Below are 19,736 nucleotides of genomic sequence, written 5' to 3' on the forward strand. Positions count from 1 at the left end.
CGGCTGCTCGGGCTGCCCGTCGGGAGCCTTCCCGGCCTGCGTACCGGAGTCGCCCTGCGGGGCGTGCCGCTGCGCGAAGTAGCCGCCCTCCGGGTAGGGCTGACTCTGCTGCGCGGGTGCCGGCTGCTCCGTCGGGACGTGGGTGGGGCCGTACGGTCCCGTCGGGACCTGGTGCACGGGACCCGGTCCGACGGGGGCCGCCTGCACCTGCCCGGGAGCGGGCGCCAGCACCTCCTGCTGGGTGTACGTCGGCACCGGGCCGGCGGGCACGACCGCGCCGCCGCCGACGCCGCGCATCGGGCCGCTGGGGGCGAACCACAGCGAGCCGGCCTTGGTGCGGTTGCGCAGCGCGGCCGCGCGCCAGGTGAGCACGGGATGCGACGCGGTGAGGTTCACCAGCCAGGTGAAGAAGCCCTTGTCGGTGGACGCGCGGTCGGCGAGCTGGTCGAAGTCGACCTCCTTGCCGAGGTACTTGCCGGCGCCGAGGACGCCCATGCCGCCGGGCGTACCCGCGGGCTCGTTGAAGTAACCGTAGTTGTCGGCCGTGTACTCCTGCGAGCGGGACAGGGCCGCGCCGATCACCGGCAGGTAGCTCATCGCGAACGACCCGAGCTGCCGCCAGTAGGAGACGTGACCGGCGGCGATGTGGCCGACCTCGTGGCCGACGATGTAGGCGAGCGCCTCGGGGTCGCGGGCCTCGCCGCCGATCTCGAACAGGTCGCTGTAGACCACCACGAAGCGGCGGAAGCCGTGGCCCGAGGCGAAGGCGTTGATCTGGCCGTTGCCGATCACCACGAAGGCGTCGGGGACCTCCCGCATGCCGTACCGGGCCGCCGCCTCGCGCACCATCCGATAGCCCTCGGGGAACTGCGTCGGGGTCATCTGCACCCCCTGGACGCGGGGCGAGGCCCAGGTGATGCCTCGGACGAGGAACACGACGATCGGCGCGAGGAGTGCGAGCAGCAGGTACTCGTTGACCACCCCGACCGCGGCCAGGACCAGCGCGCCCCCGTAGATCAGCAGGGTCACGAGGATCACGATCACCAGCAGCGGGATCTCCCAGGGATGGCGCCGCGGCGGCCCGGCGTACGACGGGGCCTGCGGCACCGGCGGAACGGGGCCGCCGGGGCCACCCGGGAAGTGTCCGCCGGGGAAGTGTCCGCCGGGGACGTGCGCGCCCGGGAAGTGGCCCGAGCCGAACTGCGGGCCGCCGGGCTGCTGGGCGGGGGCGCCCAGGCCCGCGGTCACCGACGGGTCGTGTGCGCCGAGCTCGGGCAGCGCGTGGTGCCCGCCGGAGTGGTGCCGCTCGGTCGGGAAGTCCGCGGCGGGGATGGCGGAGGTCGCCGCGTCGGACGGCGACGGGTCCGCCGCCGGTTCGTCGGGCTGCACCACGGGGAAGAAGCCCGTGCTCGGCATCGTCGATTCGTCCGGTTCGGAGCTGAAGGCCCCGGTGCGGGCGGACGCGGTGGGGGAGGAGTCGCCCTGCGGCTCCCGGCCCGGTGTCTGCTCGGTGCTGTCATCCATGCCATCGAATGTAGGCTGTGCCGCTCATCGATGCGCGCGCGGCGCGTGTCAGACTTGTATTCATGCGCGTTTACCTCGGCGGCGACCACGCCGGATTCGAACTGAAGTCCCAGATCATCGAGCACCTGACGGCGAACGGTCACGAGGCCGTCGACTGCGGCGCCCACACCTACGACGCCGTCGACGATTACCCCGCGTTCTGCATCGACGCCGCAACCCGCGTCGTCGCCGACCCCGGCAGCCTCGGCATCGTCCTCGGCGGCAGCGGTAACGGCGAGCAGATCGCCGCGAACAAGGTGCCCGGCGCCCGCTGCGCCCTCGCGTGGAGCGTCGAGACCGCGAAGCTGGCGCGCGAGCACAACAATGCGCAGCTGATCGGCATCGGCGGCCGTATGCATAGCAAGGAGGAGGCGCTGGCCATCGTCGACGCCTTCCTCGGGCAGGCGTGGTCGGAGGAGCCCCGGCACCAGCGCCGAATCGACATCCTCGCCGAGTACGAGCGCACCGGCGTCGCCCCCGCCGTTCCGGGCGCCCCCGAGGCCTGACCGGCACCGACGATGCCCGAAGGGCACACACTCCACCGGCTCGCCCTCGCCCACGACGCACTGTTCGCGGGCGAGGGCGTCCGCGTCTCCAGCCCCCAGGGCAGGTTCGCCCCGGAGGCGAAGCGCCTCGACGGCCGCGTCTTCGAGCGCGCCGACTCGTGGGGCAAGCACCTCTGGCACCGCTACGACGGCGGGCTGATCGTCCACGTCCATCTGGGCCTGTACGGCGCCTTCACCGATTTCGGGGTGTCCGACGGTGCGCCCGCTCCCATCGGACAGGTGCGGTACCGCATCGTCGGGCCGCGCGGCGGCACCGACCTGCGCGGCCCCACCGCGTGCGAGCTCGTCACCGAGGAGCAGGTCGACGGTGTCCTCGCGCGCCTCGGCCCCGACCCGCTGCGGCCCGATTCCGATCCCGACGACGCGTGGCGCCGCATCGAGCGGTCGCGACGGCCCGTCGGCGCGCTGCTCATGGACCAGAAGGTGATGGCCGGCGTCGGCAACGTCTACCGCGCCGAGGTGCTCTTCCGCGCCGGGATCGACCCGCACCGCGAGGGCCGCGACGTCTCCCGTGCGGAGTTCGACGGGATCTGGGCGGATCTGGTCGCCCTGATGCCGATCGGCGTCGAGCGGGGGCGCATGCACGTGGTGCGGCCGGAGCACGACCACGGCGCACCGTCGTACGCCGAGGACCGGCCCCGGACCTACGTCTACCGGCGGACCGGCGACCCCTGCCGTGTGTGCGGCACGCCCGTGCGGACCGAGGTCATGGAGGCGCGGAACCTGTACTGGTGCGCCACCTGTCAGAGCTGACGCCGCTGTTAGCTCGGACACATCACCGGTTTCTTAACATGGATTTCAGCTCGTTCTCATCCGCGGGCGCAAGGGTTGTCCCATGAACACGCTGACCGTCCACAGCAGGGCGGCCCGGCGACCGGCGGACGCCGGCCGGGCCCGGATCACCGTGCTCGCCGTCGGGGGCACGGGCGAGTCCTGGATCGACGACCCCCGCACCGAGGTGACCGGCATGCTCAGCCACGTGGTGGCCGAGCTCGACGAGCGCTTCGGCGCCCGCTGGGTGGGCTACCCCGCCTCCTACGGGCCGGTGCCCGCGCGCGACGGCATCTCCTTCGCGGAGTCCGTGTCGGTCGGCGTCGAGCGCCTCCTGGCCGCGATCGCCGACGCCGACGGCCCCGTCGTCCTCATCGGCTACTCGCAGGGCTGCACCGTGGTCCGCCGGGTGCTCGGCGCGATGGCCGACGGGCCCGTGCTCGCGCCGAACGTGCTCGCCGCCGGCCTGATCTCCGACCCCGAACGGCCGCACGGCAGCGACCCGGCGCTGTGCGGCTCCGGCGTCGCGGGTGACGGCCCGTCGGTGCCCGACGGGCTGCCGCTGCAGTGGATCTCGCACCCGCAGGACGTGATCTGCAACGCCAGCGTCGACTCTTTCGTCCGCGACATCGCCGACGCCACCGCCTACCTGACGTTGCGCGACCTGGCGACGTGGGCGCCCCGCGCGGCGGGGGAGTACCTCGGCCACCGCTTCCAGAACGCCACCCGCACGGCGTTCGGCTCCCGGCAGTGGCGGCGCGACGTGGACCGGTTGCGCACGGCGGGCCGGGAGATCCTCGGCTACCTGCCGCGGGTGCAGTACCGCGGCCGCGACTACAACCTGCGCGGCAACCGGCACACCGCGTACGCCACCGAGCCGCTCGCGCGGCTGCGGCACGAGGACTACGAGCTCACGGGCTGCCAGATCCTGGCGCAATGGCTGCAGGTCCAGGCCACCTTCGCCCTCCCGGCGGAGCCGGATCGCGCCGCCGGGGCCCCGCAGAGCGGTGCGCCCGCGGCCGCTGGTCTAGAGTCGGTGAAGTATTTGCAGGCCGGCTGACCCGGAGGTAGAGCGAAGTGGCACGTGACACCGAGAGCATCGAGCGCGATATCGAGCGCGCCCGGGAGCAGCTGGCGGCAACGCTGGACCAGCTGGGCGAGCGGGCGGACCCCCGCAAGCTCGCCGAGCAGGCGCAGCAGTCGGTGATCGCCACCGTGACGAAGCCGCCGGTGCTCGCCGCCGCGGCCGGCGTCGCGGTGCTGGCCGCGCTCGTAATCGGTTCGCGCTTCAAGCGGGCACGTCGGGAGAAGCAGCTCATCCGCGCGATCGCCGAGGGCAAGATCTCGCTCTGACCCGCATGGATCGCACGAAACGAGGCGGCGCCGGCATCGGCGCCGCCTTCGTCGTCTCCGGGCTCCTCGTGGCCGGGTGCAGCGGCCCCGCGGCGGGCCCCGTCGCGCTGCCCGCGGGCTTCCCGGCGCAGCAGGTCCCGGTGGTCGGCGAGATCCGCAAGGCCGAGACCATCGAGGTCGGGCACGCGATGTGGCGGGTCACCGTCGAGGGGCGCGACACCGTGGCAGCGGCTCGTGCGCTGCTCGCGGCGGGCCTGGCCCCCGTCGCGCCGGGCGTCCCGCTCGACGCCGGCCGGATCGGGGCCGTGTACCGCGGCCACGGCTTCACCGTCGGGATCTCGTCGAACGACGGTGACGTGACCTACGTCGTGAGCCCCACGCCCGGCGCCTGACCTCAGGGAATCTCCTGATTCCGCCATCGCGGATCGGCGCTACGCTGGATCCATGGAGTTTCCGAAAGCACTGCTCGCCCCCGCCCGCGTCGGGCTGGCCGCGGCGGGCCTGGGCCTCGCCGCCGCCGAGACCTCGGTCGGTGTGGCGCGCGACGTCGTGTCGATGGCCGCGGACAGGATCGATCCCGGCTCGGGCGGAGGCACCCGCCACGAGAATCTGATCACCGCCGCGCAGCGCGTGCCCCACATCGTGCACCGCGTGTCCGACCTGCTGAGCGACGACGGCGCCATCCATCGCGTGGTGGGCCGCGGCGGCGCGGCGGACCGGGTGGCCGACCTGTTCGACGAGGGCGGCGCCGTCGACCGCGTGATCCGGCCCGACGGTCCGCTGGACCGCGCCACCCGCGAGGGCGGCATCGTCGACGCCTTCACCGCGGAGGACGGCGTGGTGCAGAAGCTCGCCGAGGTGACCGAGGCGATGAACAAGCTCACGCCGACGATCGCCGCGATGGGGCAGCGGTTGGGCGACATCGAGACGGTGGTCGGCGCGGCGAACACCGTCGCCGAGCCCGTGACCGACCTGCTCTCGAGCCTGCCGAAGTTCGCCCTGCGCACCGCGAGCGAGGTCGCCAAGGCGGCGCAACCGCGCCAACCCAGGCCCGCCCGGGTCGTGGCGGCCCCGTCGGTCGCGGTCCCGCCCGCGGTCGTCGTCGCCTCGGTCGTCGAGGTGGAGGCCGTCGAGGTCCAGCCCGAGGCGCCCGGAGCTCCGGCCGCGCCCGAGCCCCCGACTGCGACCGCGACCGAGGCTCCCGCGGCGGACGGCGGCGATCCGCCCGCGCAGGGCTGAGCGCTACGCGCCGTCCGGGTCGAACGGCGTCTCCTGGTAGACGCAGTAGTTGAGCCAGTTGCTGTAGAGCAGGTTCCCGTGGCCGCGCCAGCGGTTGCGCGGGAGCTGCGCGGGATCGTCGTCCGGGAAGTAGTGGGCGGGCGGAGCGACCGGGAGACCCTGTTCGCTGTCCCGCGCGTACTCGCGGGCCAGGGTGTCCGCGTCGTACTCCGGATGGCCCGTCACGTAGACCTGACGACCGTCCCGGCTGGCCGCGAGGTACACGCCGGCCTCCGCGCTGACGGCCAGCACGTCGACCTGGCCGGTCGCTTCGACGTCGGCCGCCTCGACGTCCGTGTGCCGCGAGTGCGGGGCCAGGAAGTCGTCGTCGAAGCCGGTGACGACGGGCGATCGCGCCGCGGTGAGACGGTGCGGGTAGACGCCCGAGAGCTTCTGGGGCAGTTCGTGTTTGCCGACGCCGTAGTGGTGGTACAGCGCCGCCTGGGCGCCCCAGCAGACGTGCAGAGTGGACTGCACGTTGGTCCGCGTCCAGTCGAGGATCCGGGTCATCTCCGGCCAGTAGTCGACGTCCTCGAAGTCGAGCCGCTCGACCGGGGCCCCGGTGATGATCAGGCCGTCGAAGTGCTGCTCGGCCACGTCGTCGAAGGTGGAGTAGAACGAGTCGAGGTGCTCCGACGCGGTGGTCCGCGAGACGTGGCTGGCCATGCGCAGCAGCGTGAGCTCGATCTGCAGCGGGCTGTTGCTGAGCAGGCGCAGCAGCTGGGTCTCGGTGGTGACCTTCATCGGCATCAGGTTCAGGATGGCGATCCGCATGGGGCGGATGTCCTGATGTCCCGCGCGGTCGTCGGACATGACGAAGACCTGCTCCGCGGCCAGGACGGCCCGGGCGGGGAGGTCGTGGGGCATGGTGACGGGCACCCGACCAGCTTAGTTCAGCGCCGCGGGCACCCGATCCCACCCGGGGCGACGGCGGACGACGTGACTACGTGTAGGACTTCGCGCAGATCGTGTAGACCGGGTCGTCGAAGAAGTAGCTGCGGTCCCACTCGCCCGAGCAGCGCCCGGAGTCCTTGAGGCCGCCCACCACGGAGACCACGGTGATGGTGCCCGGCGCGCCGCACTGCCCGGCCGCCTTGATCCAGGTGCCCGGCACGGGGGCCGTGTAGCAGTAATTCACGTTGAGGTTGGGCGTGAGGCAGTACCAGAGGCCCCGCGCGATCGAGGTCTGCTCGGCGCGGCACTTCTCGCCAGCCGGCATCACCTGGGTGACCTTGTACGGCGAGCCGCCGTCGTCGCAGTTGCCGACCTTCGGCGCCTCGGGCACGTCGTAGAGGCAGTCGTTGATGCGGAAGACGGCGCCGGCGCCGGTCGTGGCCGACGCGGTGTCCTTGCCCGGCTCGGCGCCGTTGGAGTCGCTGAGCAGCGCGGCCACCACGATCGCGGCGACCAGGGCGACGACCGACGCGACGGCGACGAGCGCCAGGATCACGTTGCGGCTCGAGTTGGGCTTCTGCGGCGGGGTCGGGGGAGGGCCGCCGGGCACGGGGCCGGGCGCGGCTGGGCCGCGCGGAGGGTTCGGGAGCGGGATCGCCTGCGAGTAGGCCTGCCCCGGCTGGTTCGGGTTCTGGCCGCCGTACGGACCGGGGCCGGTCATGCGCCCGCCTTCTTCGCCGCCGCCTTCATCTCCTTCTTGTGGGCCCGCACCTTCTGCAGGGACTCGCCGTCGACGACGTCCGCGACCGACCGGTATCCGGCCTTGCCGTAGTCGCCGACCGCCGTCGCCCAGCCGCGCGGCTTCACGCCGAGCTGCTTGCCGACGAGCGCCGCGAAGATCTTCGCCTTCTGCGCGCCGAAGCCGGGGAGGGCCTCGATCCGCTTCACCAGGTCGGCGCCGGACGCGGCCTCCGTCCAGATCCGCTCGGCCTGCCCGTCGTACTCGTCGACGACGATCTGCGCGAGGGTCTGCAGGCGCGCCGCCATGGCACGGCCGTACCGGTGGATCGCGGGCGGCGTGGTGCACAGTTCCTCGAACCGGACCGGGTCCGCGACCGCGATGTCGCGCGGGTCGATACTGCCGAACCTGTCGAGCACCTTCCACGGACCCGCGAACGCGCGTTCCATCGGGAACTGCTGGTCGAGAAGCATGCCCGCGAGCAGCGCGAACGGATGCTCCGAGAGCACCGCGTCCGACTCGGGTTCCCCCGTGATGTGCAACGTGACCGCCATGAGCGCCACTTTACTTCAGCCGTGCCTTCCCATACGGGGACCGACGCGGCGGCTAGGGTTGCAGATGACGGCCAAGGCGAGGCGAAACGAGGAGAAGCGGATGTCGAACATCGACTACGAGGTGCGCGACGAGGTCGCCCACGTGCGGATCAATCGACCCGAGAAGCACAACGGCCTCACCCTGGACATGATCGACGACCTCGCGAAGGCCGCCGATCGCGCGAAGAACGATCGCTCGCTGCGTGCCGTGATCCTCTCCGGCGAGGGCAGCTCGTTCAGCTCCGGCCTCGACTTCGCCTCCGCGGGCAAGGAGCAGCGCCGCCTGCTCATGAACTTCGTGCCGAAGCGCATCTCGGCGGCCAACAACTTCCAGGCCGCGGGCTGGGCGTGGCGCAGCGTGCCCGCGCCGGTGATCGCGGTCGTGCACGGCCACTGCTACGGCGGCGGCCTGCAGATCGCGCTCGGCGCGGACTTCCGCTACGCCTCGAGCGAGGCGGACTTCTCCATCCTCGAGGCCAAGTGGGGCCTCATCCCCGACATGTCGATCTCGGCGTCCATCGCCCAGCTCACCACCATCGACGTCGCCAAGCGCCTCACGATGACCGGCGAGATGTTCTCGGCGAAGCAGGCGCTGGACTGGGGCCTCGTCACCGGCGTCTCCGCCGACCCGATGAAGGACGCGCTGGAGCTGGTGGAGAAGCTCAAGGAGCGCTCGCCCGACGCGGTGGCCGCGTCCAAGGCGCTGTTCGAGAACACCTGGTACAGCGGCTCGCGCCTGTCCTTCCCCGTCGAGCAGGCCCTGCAGCTGGGCCTGATCCGCGGCAAGAACCACGTGATCGCCCGCACCGCGGCCGCCAACAAGGAGAAGCCCTCCTTCATCGAGCGGCAGTAAGCACTTCCCCACCCGATTGAACGCTGTTTTGGAGAGTCCGACCTGCGTCGTTCCTCTCCAAAACAGCGTTCAATCGCGTCAGGCGTCAGCCGCCGGGCCGGACGATGCCGTGATCGAACGCGAAAACTATCGCTTCCGCGCGGTTGCGCACGTCCAGCTTGGTGAAGATCGAGCCGATGTGGCTCTTCACGGTGACGATCGAGATCACCAGCTCGGCGGCGATGTCGTCGTTGGAGAGCCCGCGGCCGACGAGCGCGAGCACGTCCGCTTCGCGGGAGGTCAGTCGCGTCGCCTCGCCCGACGGTGCCGCCACCGTCGGTGCGGCCGTGCGGTAGGTCTCGAGCACGCGGCCGGTGACCGCGGGGTCGAGGACCGCCTCCCCGGCGGCGACGAGGCGCACCGCGCGGATGAGCTCCTCCGCGGGCGAGTCCTTGAGGACGAAGCCCGACGCGCCGGCCCGCAGCGCCTCGGAGAGCAGGTCGTCGTCGCGGAAGGTGGTGAGCACCAGCACCGGCGGCGCGCCCGCGGACGCGGTGAGGCGCCGCGTGGCCTCCATCCCGCTGACCCGTTTCATGCGCAGGTCCATCAGCACGACGTCGGGGTCCTCCGACGCGACGACGGCGGCAACCTCGTCGCCGTCGGCGCACTCGCCGACCACCTCGAAGCCGTCGCGGCGGCGGAGGATGCGGCGCAGCCCCAGTCGCACCAGGTCCTGGTCGTCCACCAGGACGAGGCGGATCGGTCGGTCGGTCACGGTGATGCTCCTTCGATCGAACCGATTGCCCCGGCGCCGGTCTCGGCGGGGAAGACGGCGTCCACGAGCCACACGCCGTCGGTGGGCCCCGCGGTCAGGGTTCCGCCCGCGCTCTCCACCCGGGCGCGCATCCCCGTCAGTCCCGTGCCGCCGGGGGCGCGCCGGGCACCGTCGGGGACGGGGCACGAGACCCGGATCCCGACGCGGCCCGTGGGGCGTGGCCCGACGAGCACGGAGACCCGTGCGCCCGGCGCGTGTTTCACGGCGTTCGCGAGCGACTCCTGCACCAGCCGGAAGGCGGCGAGGCCGGCGGTGCCGGAGAGCGCCGTCGACGGGGCGTGCTGCTCCAGCTCGACGGCCAGGCCCGCGCGCGCGAACGAGGCGACGAGCTCGGGGACCTCGGGGAGCCCCGGCTGGGCGGCATCGGCGCTGTCGGACCGCAGCAGCTCGATGGTGGTGCGGATGTCCTTCATCGCGGTCCGCCCCTGGGTCTCCGCGTCGCGGAGCGCGTCGACGGCCTCGGCCCGATCGTCGCCGGACTCGAGCGCCCGGCGCGCGGCGGTGACGTTGAGCAGCACCACCGCCAGGGAGTGGGCGACCACGTCGTGCACCTCGCCGGCGATGGCGGCGCGGTCGAGCGCGGTCCGGGAGGCCTGCGCGCGCCGCTCGGCCCGGAGCAGCAGGAGTTGGTTCTGCAAGAGTTGGCCGACCGCCGCCCCGAAGCACACCGTGAGCGCGATGAGCCACGCCTGATGGATCGCACCGAGCACGCCCGCGGTGATCACCACGGCCAGGTAGGCGATCAGATGCACCACCGTCACCCGTAACGGGGTCACAGCCGCGACCTGGGTGATCCCGAGGATGACGATGAGCGGCACGACGTCGAACGCCGCGGGCACGCACCAGAACAGCGAGGCGCTGGTGAGGATCACGATGGAGTGCGCGGTGAGTGAGACGCCGCCCTTGCGCAGCAGGCTGCCCGCCGTGTGGCACAGCGAGAGGAAGACGGCGGCCGCCAGCCAGATCCACTGGCGGCCTTCGGGGCCCTCCATGATCCGGGGCACCGCGGCCTCGATGACCAGCGCGAGCATGGCCACTTCGGTGATCGTCATGTAGTACGGCGGGTACTCGTAGCCGAGCAGCTCGAAGTCCCGCCGGTACCGCGCCTCCAACCACCGCAGCCAGCGCATGGTGTGCATCGTAGCCGCGCGAGCGCGCCCGGTCGCCCACCCTGGGGCGGATCCGCGCGCCCACCTCAGGACGGAACCGGAGTTCCGTCCTGAGCACGCTGACCTGCGTCGATCGCGCTCGTAGCGTCGAAGGCGACCCGGAACACCGACCGGGCACCGGAGAAGGAGAAGGCCATGATCACCGTTCTCGCCCTGGCAGCGTTCGTCCTCGCGGTCCTGTGGCTCACCCACGACCGCGACGGCCTCGACTTCGGAGCGCGGGACATCCACCGCGCGATGGCGGCCCGGGACCGCCGGACCGGCCCCGGAGGCACCGTCGTTCCCTGACGATCGCGACGGCCCGCCCGCGCGCCGCGATCGGCGTGCACAATCGACGTAGGAGGACGACATGACCACGATCACACGAGCCTTCCGGACCGGCATCGGCAGCGGGCTCGGCGGCACCGTCGCGCGCACCCTGTCCATCCCCGAGCCCGCCTGGCACCTGCGCGATCCCGCGCGTCCGGGCCTCGACGGCCGGAACGCCGTCGAGGCGGGCCCCGTCGACGCCGCGGGAGCCGCGGCGCTGCGTGCGGCCCCGTCGCTCCCGATGGGGCCGCTGCGGGCCTCCCTGAGTTACACCCTCCGCGAGGGCGACGTGACGTTCCGCGCGGCGGACCGGTACGGCGACGTCTTCCGGTCCGAGTTCGCTGGCGGCCCCGGGCAGGTGGTGATCGTGTCGAACCCGGCCCACGTCGCCTCGCTGATGTCGCGGCCCGACGAGGCGCCGTCGGCCACCCGCTTCTCGCCGCTGCGGCCCATCGTGGGGCCGGATTCGGTGCTCACCGCGGTCGGGCCGCGCCACAAGCAGCAGCGCGGCCTGCTGCTGCCGCAGTTCCACGGCCGCGCGGTCACCGAGTACCAGCGGCGGATCGACGCGGCCACCGCGCACCGCATCGACGAATGGCGGACGGGGGAGCCGGTGGCCCTGGCGGACATCGGCCAGCAGATCACCCTCGACGTCATCATGTCGGCGGTGTTCGGGATCGAGGACGAGGCGGGCGCCACCGCCGCCGAGAGCGCGGTCCGCACGTCGATGATCCGGCTGCTCCAGCTCTCGACGCACCCGCTCGCGACTGCGGTGCAGTTGGTGAACGCGCGTAGCCCCGAGCCGCGGGGCGTGCTGAAGATGATCCTGCGTCCGCTCGACCGCGCCATCTACGCCGTGATCGCCGAGCGGCGGCGCGAGGGCGTCGACGGCCCCGACGGTGCGGGCCGGTCCGACATCCTCACGGTGCTCATGGCGGCCCGCGGCGACGACGGTGCGCCCCTGGCCGACAGCGAGATCCGCGACGAGCTGCTCACCCTGGTCCTCGCGGGGCACGAGACGACGTCGAACTCGGTGGCGTGGACCTTCGAGCGGCTCACCCGCAACCCCGACGTGTACCGCCGGTCCGTGGAGGCGGCCCGGGAGGGCGACGAGGCGTACATCGAGGCGCTCATCAACGAGTCGATGCGCAACCGTCCCGTGGTCCCGGTCGTCGCGCGGGAGCTGCTGTCGGACTGGCAGTTCGGGCCGTACACCGTGGAAAGCGGTGTGATCGCGCTGATCTCGATCCTGCTGCTGCACCACCGCGAGGACCTGTACCCGCGGCCCTATGCCTTCGATCCCGACCGCTTCCTCGGCGTGAAGCCCTCGCCGCAGAAGCTGATGCCCTTCGGCGGCGGCACCCGGCGCTGCCTCGGCGCGGGGCTGGCGATGGCGGAGCTGCGGTCGGTGGTGACGCAGATCCTGCTGCGCGTGGACCTCGCGATGACCGATGCGCCGGCCGAGCAGCCGCGGCACCGCAACGTCACGATGATCCCCGCCGACGGGGGCATGGTGACCGCGCTGCGCCGCGACTGACCCCGCCGACCGGCCTCGGGCGCGCAGACCTCGGGCGTGGCAGACCTCAGGCGCGCGTGCCCCGCTCGTCGCCGAGCCGGACCGGGGCGATGTCTGCGAAGACGTCGCCCGGTCCGGGATTGGTCTCCGCGGTTCCCCCGCCGAGGTGGTGCACGACGCCCCAGACCGCGTTGAGCGCGGTCTGCAGCGCACCCTCGGCCCACCCGGCGGTCCACGAGATGTCGTCGCCCGCCAGGAAGAAGCCGCGGTGCCGCGGGTCGAGGGACTCCTGCATGAAGTGCGTGTACAGCCGCTCCTGGTAGCGGTAGTGGCCGGGCAGGTTCGCCTTGAAGGCGCCCATGAAGTACCGCTCCGTCTCCCACGAGACCGTCTTCGGGGTGGCGATGATGTGGCTGCGGATGTCGACGCCGGGGTAGATCTCGCCGAGCGACTTGAGCATCAGGTCGAGCCGCGCGTTCACGTCCAGCGGCAGCACCTTGAGCGAGTCGTCGGACCAGGTGTACGACAGGCAGATCACGCCGGGCCGGTCGGGCCCGTGGTCGAGCAGGTAGGTGCCGCGGCTCATCCGGTCGGTGAGCGTCATGGACATCGTGTCGCGCCCCGTGGCCGGGTCGACGTCGCGCCAGAAGGGCCGATCCACCAGTGCGAAGACCTTGGAGCTGCCCATGTAGTGGGTGCGCTCCACCGCGGTCCAGTGATCGATCGGCAGCAGGTCGTCGTCGCAGTCGATCGTGTTGAGCAGCATCCAGGCCTGGCCGGTGAAGACCGCCGCGGGGAAGGTGCGGGTCTCGCCCGCCGCGTCGGTCAGGGTGTACGCCGGCGCCCCGCCGGGGCCGACGGTGCGCCTGATCGCGGTGACCGCCGGACGGTGCGCGCCGCCGTTGAGGTCCCGGACGGACCGCGCACCGTCGAACGGGCTCTCCCACAGGTGCTTCGGCAGCCGGTCCGCACCCCCGACGATGCCGCGGTGGTGGTCGTCGGCGGCGGTGCAGGTGACGCGGAGGATCTCCAGCATCGAGTTGGGGTAGTCGGTGTCCCAGCCGCCCGTGCCGAATCCGACCTGCCCGAACAGTTCCCGGTGCGCGAACGAGCGGAAGTGCTTCGATGCGGTGAGGAAGCCGTAGAAGGTCTGGTCGTCGAGCTCCTCGACCAGGCGCGACCACACGGCGCGGATCCGCGTGACGTCGCGCGCACGGATCGCGTCCTGCAGCTCGGCGGCGTCGGCGTAGTCGGCCAGCGTCGCGTCCCACGCGCGGGCGACCTCGGCGAACTCGGGCGGGAGGTCGGCGGTGGTGCGGGCGTAATGGCTGCGGCCCTTGAGGTCGATGACGGTGCTGGGCGTCGCCTCGGCGAGGGGATTGGGGAAGGCCTCGGTCTCCAGGCCCGCGCGGTCGAGGTAGTGCTGCAGCGTGGTCGACGACGGCGGGAAGCGCATCGCACCCATCTCCGCGACCAGGTCGTCGGCGTAGCCCTCGAAACGCTCGCTGCGCATCCGGCCGCCGATCCGGTCGGCTTCGTACACCACGGGTTTCAGGCCGAGGCGGGCCAGCTCGTAGGCGGCGGTGAGGCCGGCGAGGCCGGCGCCGATCACGGCGACCTCGGTGCCGCGCACGGCCTCGGGCACGGAGCCCAGGCCGTCGGGGTGGGCGACCCAGTCGTCGTAGGCGAACGGGAAGTCGGGTCCGAACATCGTCAGGGGCGCGTCCGAGGCGGACGGACTGTGGGCGGGCATGGCGGGCTGGGTCATGTGGGCTCCTGGGGTGGCGGGGCTCAGTACAGGTCGGTGCGCCGGTCGCGCAGGTAGGTGTTGGCGATCCGCGCCTCGCGCAGGGCCTCCGGGTCGGCGGTGAAGACGAGCAGTTCCTCGTCGCGCCCGGCCCGGGCCACGACGTCGCCGTCGGGCCCCGCCGCGGTGCTCAGCCCGCAGTACTCGAGCGAGGTCTCCCGGCCGCAGTGGTTGGTGTAGGCGATGTAGAGCTGGCTCTCGAAGGCGCGCACCGGGACGACCAGTTCGGCGATGCGGCCGAACGGCTCCATCAGGCCCGTGGGGATCAGGAGCAGGTCGGCGCCCGCGTCCGCCTGGGCGCGTACGGCTTCGGGGAACTCCACGTCGTAGCAGATGAGGAGCCCGCATCGCAGGCCGCCGAGGTCGAACTGGACGGGCAGCTCGCCGCCCGGCGCGAACATCGTGCGGTCGAGGTCGCCGAACAGGTGCGTCTTGCGGTAGTGCGCGAGCTCGGTGCCGTCGGGTCCGACGACGGTGACGGCATTGAAGACGTCGCCGTCGTCGAGCTCCGGGTAGCCGGCGACGACGGCGATGTCGTGCCGGCCGGCGATGCCCGCGAGCGCCGCGTGGTACTCGCCGCCGCGCGGTCGGGCGAGGTCCCGTGCGGCCGTGCCGATGTCGTAGCCGGACACGGACATCTCGGGCGTGACCAGGATCTGTGCTCCCGCGGCGGCGGCCCGGGTCGCGGCTGCGTCGATCGCCGCCAGGTTCCGCGCGACGTCCGGTTGCGGCCCGAGGCCCTCCGGCCCCTGGAACATTCCGACGGTGACCGTCATCGCGCGTCCTTCGCGAGGTCGACGTCCTGCCGCAGCCGCGAGTGCTGGTAGCCGTAGGCGAAGTAGACGACGAGGCCCACCGCGGACCAGACGGCGAAGGCGATCCACGTGCGGGCCTCGAGCTGGAGCATGAGGTATCCGCAGAAGCCGATGCCCAGCACGGGGATCAGCGGGAACAGGGGTGTCTTGAAGGCGCGGGGCAGGTCGGGACGGTTGATCCGCAGCAGGATCACGCCGACGTTGACCAGCGCGAACGCGAACAGCGAGCCGATCGACGTGGCGTTCGCGAGCTCGCCGAGGGGGACGAGACCCGCGAGCACGGCGATGACCACGCTGACGATCACGATGTTGCGGACCGGCACGAAGGTGCGGGGGTTGACCTTGGCGAAGACGCGGGGGACCAGGCCGTCGCTGCCCATCGTGTAGAGGATGCGGGTCTGGCCGTACATGACCGCGAGCACCACGCTGGCGATCGCGATCACCGCGCCGATGGAGAGGATCACGGAGGGCCACGTCTGGCCGGTGACGTCGGTGAGGATCTTCGCGAGGGAGGCCTCGGTGCCGCCGAATTCCTGCCAGGGCATCGCGCCGACCGCCGCGAGCGCGACCAGGCAGTAGAGCACGGTGATGATGCCGAGCGAGAGGATGATCGCGCGCGGCAGATCGCGGGTGGGATTCTTCGCCTCGTTGCCCGCGGTCGAGGCCGCGTCGAATCCGATGTAGGAGAAGAAGACCATCGCCGCGGCGGCCGTCATCCCGTTGGTGCCGAAGGGCATGAACGGGCTGAGGTTGCCCGAGTTGAAGGCGGTGAAGGCGATGGCGCAGAAGAAGACCAGGACGCACACCTTGAGCACGACCATCGCCGTGTTGAGGCGCGCGCTCTCGGTCGCGCCGCCGACGAGGACGAGGCACGCGAGCGCCACGATCACCATGCTCGGGATGTTCACGATGCCGCCGTCGCCCGGGGGTGCGGCGATCGCGGTGGGGAGCTCGACGTCGAAGAGGGTGCGGAGGAGTTCGTTGATGTATTGGCCCCAGCCGACGGCGACGGCCGCCACGGAGACGCCGTACTCGAGGAGCAGACACCAGCCGCAGATCCAGGCGAAGAACTCGCCGATGGTGGCGTAGGCGTACGAGTACGAGCTGCCCGACACGGGGATGGTGCCCGCCATCTCGGCGTAGGACAGCGCGGAGAACAGGGCGGTGACCGCGGCCAGGATGAAGGCGACGATGACCGCGGGCCCCGCCTTGGGCGTCGCCTCACCGAGGATCACGAAGATGCCGGTGCCGAGCGAGGCGCCGATCGACAGGGCGGTGAGGTGGCCGAGTCCCATCGAGCGCTTGAGCTGGGGCCCGTCGTGCGCGGCGGCACTGTCGGCGAGGATGCGGTCGACCGACTTGCGGGCGAAGAGACTCTCGGTGATGGTGCTCATCGGGCGTTCACCGCGAGCACCGACAGCAGCTCGTAGGCCACGTGGGCGGCCGCGACGCCGGTCAGTTCGGCGTGGTCGTAGGGCGGCGCGACCTCGACGACATCCGCGCCCACCACGTCCGTGCCGACCAGGGCGCGGAGCGTGTTGAGCAGCTCGCGGCTCGTCATGCCACCGGCCTCGGGGGTGCCGGTGCCGGGCGCGTGCGCGGGGTCCAGCACGTCGATGTCGACGGAGACGTAGACGGGGCCGCCGGCACCGTCGGGCCCGGCGAGGCGCCGGCGCATGCGCTCGATCACGCTGGCCAGGCCGTCGTTCTCGTAGTCGTCGGAGCGCACCACCTGGAAGCCGAGGACGCCGTCGGCGGTGAGGTCCTGCTCGCCGTAGAGGGGTCCGCGGATGCCGATGTGCATCGAGCGCTCGAGGTCGATCAGACCTTCCTCGCTGGCCCGCCGGAACGGGGTGCCGTGCGTGTACGGGGCGCCGAAGTAGGTGTCCCAGGTGTCGAGGTGCGCGTCGAAGTGCAGCACGGCGACGGGGCCGCGGTCGGCGGCGACGGCGCGCAGGATCGGCAGCGCGAGGGTGTGATCGCCGCCGAGGGTGAGCACCTTGGAGCCGGCTCCGCGCAGGCGCGTGATCTCGGCCTCGACGGTCCCCAGTGCCTCGACGATGTCGAACGGGTTCACCGCGAGATCGCCGGCGTCGGCCACCTGGTGCACCGCGAAGGGCGAGACGTCGAGCGCGGGGTTGTACGGGCGCAGCAGCTTCGACGACGCCCGGATGTGCCCGGGGCCGAACCGTGCGCCCGGGCGGTAGCTCACGCCCGAGTCGAAGGGGATCCCGAGGACGGCGACGGCGGCACCGTCGACCTCGTCGAGGCGGGGCAGGCGGGCGAAGGTCTCCGGCCCGCAGTAGCGGGGGACGAGGCTCGCATCCACCGGTCCGCGGGGCTGAGAAGGGCGCTGGGTTTCTTCAGGCACGGATGGATCCTCTCGCAGGGGCTGCTTTTGTGGGCCGGATCACATAGTGTGGGACATCGACCGACTTGTCAACTCGAGTTTCCTGAAAGGAAACATCTGTTGGATGCCACTGCTGTGCGGGCGGATGACGTTCTCGCCGTGCCGGATCAGGTGGGTGCCGCGCTCAAGGCGGCCCGCCGGGCCCGCCGTCTGACGCTCGCGGACGTCGCGGAGCGCATCGGCGTCACCAAGGGCTACCTGTCCAAGGTGGAGCGCGGCCTGGCGGCGCCGTCGATGGCGGTCCTGGTCCGGTGGTGCGAGGCGCTGGAGGTCCCCGTCGGATCGCTCTTCGACGGTGGCGCGGCCGGGTCGATCGTCCGCGCGGACGCCTACCCGCAGGTGCGCTTCGGCGGCGACGGACTCGCGGAGTTCCTGCTCACGCCGTCGGGGGAGCAGCGGGTCCAGGTGCTGCTCAGCGAGATCGAGCCCGGGGGCGGCAGCGGGGACGAGGCCTATGCGCTGCCCGCCGAGGTGTCCTTCGTCCTGGTGCAGCGCGGCGAGCTGCGACTCGCGTTCCCGCCGGAGCCGGGCGTGGACCTGGCCGCCGGGGACGCCATGACCTTCGACCCGGGGCGGCCGCACACCTTCGTCGCGGGCCCCGACGGTGCCCGCGTCCTGTGGGTGATGGCCCCGGCGCTGCCCGCCGGGGAGCGGCGCTAGGCCCCGTCGAGTGCGTCGGACGATGCGACGGCGGCGGCGCCCGCGCGGCGGCCGGAGAAGATGCAGTCGGCCAGCGAGAGGCCGCTGACGTAGGAGTTCGAGCAGATCCCCACGGCGGTGCGGCCCGCGGCGAACAGGCCGGGGATCGCGGTCCCAGCGTCGGTGCGGACCGCGCCCGAGTCCTCGTCGACGACCAGTCCGCCCAGCGTGAGCATCGGCATGGGATAGGTCATCCGGTCGGTGAACGAGATGTCGAGCAGGGTGAACGGGGCCTTGGTGGCGGGCCGGCGGAGGTCGTCGGGTTTGTCGAACGGGTCGGGCAGGCCCTGCGCGATCGCCTCGTTGTGCGCGTCGACGGTGCGCCGCAGCCCGGCGGGGTCGACTCCGGCGCGCCGCGCGGCCTCCTCGACGGTGGGTGCGGAGACGCTGCCGATGCGGAGGAGACGCTCGAGCTGGAGTCGCTGGAACCACACGGTCTGCTCGCCGATCTGCGCGCGTACCCGTGCCGCGAGGTCGGCGTCGACGAGCAGCCAGGCGCGGTGCGCCGGCGCGTCCGCGATGGCGGCGCCCAGGGCGGCGCCGTAACGGGACTCGTCGACCATCCGCCGCCCGTCCGCGTCGACGGCGAGCGCGCCGAGATAGCCGCTGGGCGGCGCGATGAACCGCCAGTTCGAGAGGGAGTCCATGCGGTCGGTGGCGCCGCCCGCCGAGACGCCGAGCCGGATGCCGCTGCCGTCGTCGCCGGCGGTACCCAGCGGCAGGCCCTGCGACCAGGGGTAGCCCGGCGCGTGCTCGCCCACCATCGCGCCGTTGGCGATGAATCCGCCGGTGCTCAGGACGACGCCGGAGCGGGCGCGGATGCGGATCGGCCGGCCGTGTCGGCGCTCGATCCGGTCCAGCAGCCGCTGCATCGTCGCGCGCAGGCCCTGGTGGTAGACGCCGGGTTTCGCCGAGATCCGGGTGAGGACGGCGAACCGTCGCCGGACCGCGGCGGGCGCGTTCTCGATCGTCCGGGCCTCGACGCCGACCACCCGCCCGTCCTCGACGACCAGGCCGGTGACGCGGGTGCCGGTGCACACGCGGACGCCGTGCGCCGCGGCCGAGGCGGCGAGCGGCCCGTAGAGCTTCTTGCCCGAGACGCCGGGGCCGTGGGCGCGGTGGCCGCGCTGCCGGGGCGCGGCCGCCTCGCGGAAGCCGCCGGAGTTCTCGCTGCCGGAGAAGTACAGGTAGTAGTCGTCGGTGGGGTAGGACGTCTTGAACGGGCACAGCGACGGGTCGAAGGGCACGCCGTGGTCCATCAACCAGTCGATCATCGCGGGGGACTGCTCGCAGAACCGCCGCAGTGTCCCGTCGGACACCGCGTCGCCGACCTCGAGGCGCAGGTAGGCGAGCATGTTCTCGACGTCGTCGTCGACGCCCGCCGCCCGCTGGATCCGGGTGCCGCCGCCGGCGTAGACGATGCCGCCCGAGAGGTTCGTCGCGCCGCCGCCGAGATAACGATCCAGGGCCAACACGTCGGCCCCGGCCTCGCGGGCCGCCAGCGCCGCCGCCGCGCCCGCGCCGCCGAATCCGACCACCACCACGTCCGCCGTCGTGTCCCAGTCCTGCGCCATGCGCGGACTATAA

General features: G+C 72.4%; 20 protein-coding genes and 1 pseudogene. 10 read left to right on the forward strand and 11 right to left on the reverse strand.

The window, feature by feature from the left end; translation table 11 throughout:
* Positions 1-153: 153 nt before the first annotated feature.
* Positions 154-1,107: pseudogene (locus tag LB823_RS04060) on the reverse strand (M48 family metallopeptidase); the annotation flags it as partial.
* Positions 1,108-1,586: 479 nt separating this feature from the next.
* Between LB823_RS04060 and LB823_RS04065 the strand changes: the two are divergent.
* The 6 genes from LB823_RS04065 (at position 1,587) to LB823_RS04090 (ending at position 5,492) form a co-directional block, all read left to right on the forward strand.
* On the forward strand, positions 1,587-2,069 hold the full coding sequence (locus LB823_RS04065; protein WP_224645494.1) for a ribose-5-phosphate isomerase: 483 nt from the start codon (positions 1,587-1,589) through the stop codon (positions 2,067-2,069).
* 12 nt (positions 2,070-2,081) lie between these two features.
* Positions 2,082-2,882, forward strand: coding sequence for an Fpg/Nei family DNA glycosylase (locus LB823_RS04070; protein WP_224645495.1), 801 nt, complete (start codon positions 2,082-2,084; stop codon positions 2,880-2,882).
* 82 nt (positions 2,883-2,964) lie between these two features.
* On the forward strand, positions 2,965-3,960 hold the full coding sequence (locus tag LB823_RS04075) for a PE-PPE domain-containing protein (RefSeq protein ID WP_224645496.1): 996 nt from the start codon (positions 2,965-2,967) through the stop codon (positions 3,958-3,960).
* Between the two features lie 17 nt (positions 3,961-3,977).
* Entirely contained in the window at positions 3,978-4,253 is a 276-nt protein-coding gene (locus tag LB823_RS04080) for a DUF3618 domain-containing protein (RefSeq protein WP_068526462.1), read from the forward strand.
* A gap of 5 nt (positions 4,254-4,258) precedes the next feature.
* Positions 4,259-4,645 carry a hypothetical protein gene (locus LB823_RS04085; RefSeq protein WP_224645497.1) on the forward strand — a complete coding sequence of 129 codons (387 nt, stop codon included), beginning with the start codon at positions 4,259-4,261 and terminating at the stop codon, positions 4,643-4,645.
* 52 nt (positions 4,646-4,697) lie between these two features.
* Positions 4,698-5,492: a hypothetical protein gene (locus LB823_RS04090; RefSeq protein ID WP_224645498.1), complete on the forward strand. Its 795-nt coding sequence runs from the start codon at positions 4,698-4,700 to the stop codon at positions 5,490-5,492.
* Positions 5,493-5,495: 3 nt separating this feature from the next.
* Here LB823_RS04090 and metA read toward each other — a convergent pair whose 3' ends face one another.
* The 3 genes from metA to LB823_RS04105 all read right to left on the reverse strand — a co-directional run bounded on the left by metA (position 5,496) and on the right by LB823_RS04105 (position 7,718).
* Positions 5,496-6,410 carry a homoserine O-succinyltransferase gene (gene metA, locus LB823_RS04095; RefSeq protein ID WP_224645499.1) on the reverse strand — a complete coding sequence of 305 codons (915 nt, stop codon included), beginning with the start codon at positions 6,408-6,410 and terminating at the stop codon, positions 5,496-5,498.
* A gap of 64 nt (positions 6,411-6,474) precedes the next feature.
* On the reverse strand, positions 6,475-7,146 hold the full coding sequence (locus tag LB823_RS04100) for a hypothetical protein (protein ID WP_224645500.1): 672 nt from the start codon (positions 7,144-7,146) through the stop codon (positions 6,475-6,477).
* Positions 7,143-7,718, reverse strand: a complete 576-nt coding sequence (locus tag LB823_RS04105) for an HhH-GPD-type base excision DNA repair protein (RefSeq protein ID WP_224645501.1) — start codon at positions 7,716-7,718, stop codon at positions 7,143-7,145. Before LB823_RS04105 ends, LB823_RS04100 begins: the two co-directional genes overlap by 4 nt.
* Before the next feature lie 100 nt (positions 7,719-7,818).
* Between LB823_RS04105 and LB823_RS04110 the strand changes: the two genes are divergently transcribed.
* The gene (locus LB823_RS04110) at positions 7,819-8,610 is read left to right on the forward strand and encodes a crotonase/enoyl-CoA hydratase family protein (protein ID WP_224645502.1); all 792 of its coding nucleotides are present in this window, start codon (positions 7,819-7,821) and stop codon (positions 8,608-8,610) included.
* 85 nt (positions 8,611-8,695) lie between these two features.
* On the opposite strand, the gene LB823_RS04115 is transcribed toward LB823_RS04110, so the two are convergent.
* The gene (locus LB823_RS04115; protein WP_224645503.1) at positions 8,696-9,364 is read right to left on the reverse strand and encodes a response regulator transcription factor; all 669 of its coding nucleotides are present in this window, start codon (positions 9,362-9,364) and stop codon (positions 8,696-8,698) included.
* Entirely contained in the window at positions 9,361-10,554 is a 1,194-nt protein-coding gene (locus tag LB823_RS04120; protein ID WP_224645504.1) for a sensor histidine kinase, read from the reverse strand. The genes LB823_RS04115 and LB823_RS04120 overlap by 4 nt, the downstream gene beginning before the upstream one ends.
* A gap of 174 nt (positions 10,555-10,728) precedes the next feature.
* Here LB823_RS04120 and LB823_RS04125 point away from each other — a divergent pair, with 174 nt between their 5' ends.
* Positions 10,729-10,881, forward strand: coding sequence for a hypothetical protein (locus LB823_RS04125; protein ID WP_224645505.1), 153 nt, complete (start codon positions 10,729-10,731; stop codon positions 10,879-10,881).
* A 61-nt stretch (positions 10,882-10,942) separates the two neighbouring features.
* The gene (locus LB823_RS04130) at positions 10,943-12,439 is read left to right on the forward strand and encodes a cytochrome P450 (protein WP_224645506.1); all 1,497 of its coding nucleotides are present in this window, start codon (positions 10,943-10,945) and stop codon (positions 12,437-12,439) included.
* A gap of 46 nt (positions 12,440-12,485) precedes the next feature.
* Here LB823_RS04130 and LB823_RS04135 read toward each other — a convergent pair whose 3' ends face one another.
* From LB823_RS04135 to speB, 4 genes are read right to left on the reverse strand one after another with little or no spacing between them, the layout of a single operon-like run.
* Entirely contained in the window at positions 12,486-14,186 is a 1,701-nt protein-coding gene (locus LB823_RS04135; RefSeq protein WP_224645507.1) for an NAD(P)/FAD-dependent oxidoreductase, read from the reverse strand.
* A gap of 23 nt (positions 14,187-14,209) precedes the next feature.
* Positions 14,210-15,001, reverse strand: a complete 792-nt coding sequence (locus tag LB823_RS04140; protein WP_224645508.1) for a carbon-nitrogen hydrolase family protein — start codon at positions 14,999-15,001, stop codon at positions 14,210-14,212.
* Positions 14,998-16,434: an amino acid permease gene (locus LB823_RS04145; protein ID WP_224645509.1), complete on the reverse strand. Its 1,437-nt coding sequence runs from the start codon at positions 16,432-16,434 to the stop codon at positions 14,998-15,000. The genes LB823_RS04140 and LB823_RS04145 overlap by 4 nt, the downstream gene beginning before the upstream one ends.
* Entirely contained in the window at positions 16,431-17,411 is a 981-nt protein-coding gene (speB, locus tag LB823_RS04150) for an agmatinase (protein WP_224645510.1), read from the reverse strand. Before speB ends, LB823_RS04145 begins: the two co-directional genes overlap by 4 nt.
* 138 nt (positions 17,412-17,549) lie before the next feature.
* Here speB and LB823_RS04155 point away from each other — a divergent pair, with 138 nt between their 5' ends.
* Positions 17,550-18,110: an XRE family transcriptional regulator gene (locus LB823_RS04155; RefSeq protein ID WP_224645511.1), complete on the forward strand. Its 561-nt coding sequence runs from the start codon at positions 17,550-17,552 to the stop codon at positions 18,108-18,110.
* Here LB823_RS04155 and LB823_RS04160 read toward each other — a convergent pair.
* Complete coding sequence (locus tag LB823_RS04160) at positions 18,107-19,723, reverse strand: FAD-binding protein (protein ID WP_224645512.1); 1,617 nt, start codon at positions 19,721-19,723, stop codon at positions 18,107-18,109. The two genes, LB823_RS04155 and LB823_RS04160, sit on opposite strands and share 4 nt — an antisense overlap.
* Between the last annotated feature and the right edge of the window lie 13 nt (positions 19,724-19,736).

This window comes from Tsukamurella sp. M9C (assembly GCF_020169415.1).
Classification (GTDB): Bacteria; Actinomycetota; Actinomycetes; order Mycobacteriales; family Mycobacteriaceae; genus Tsukamurella.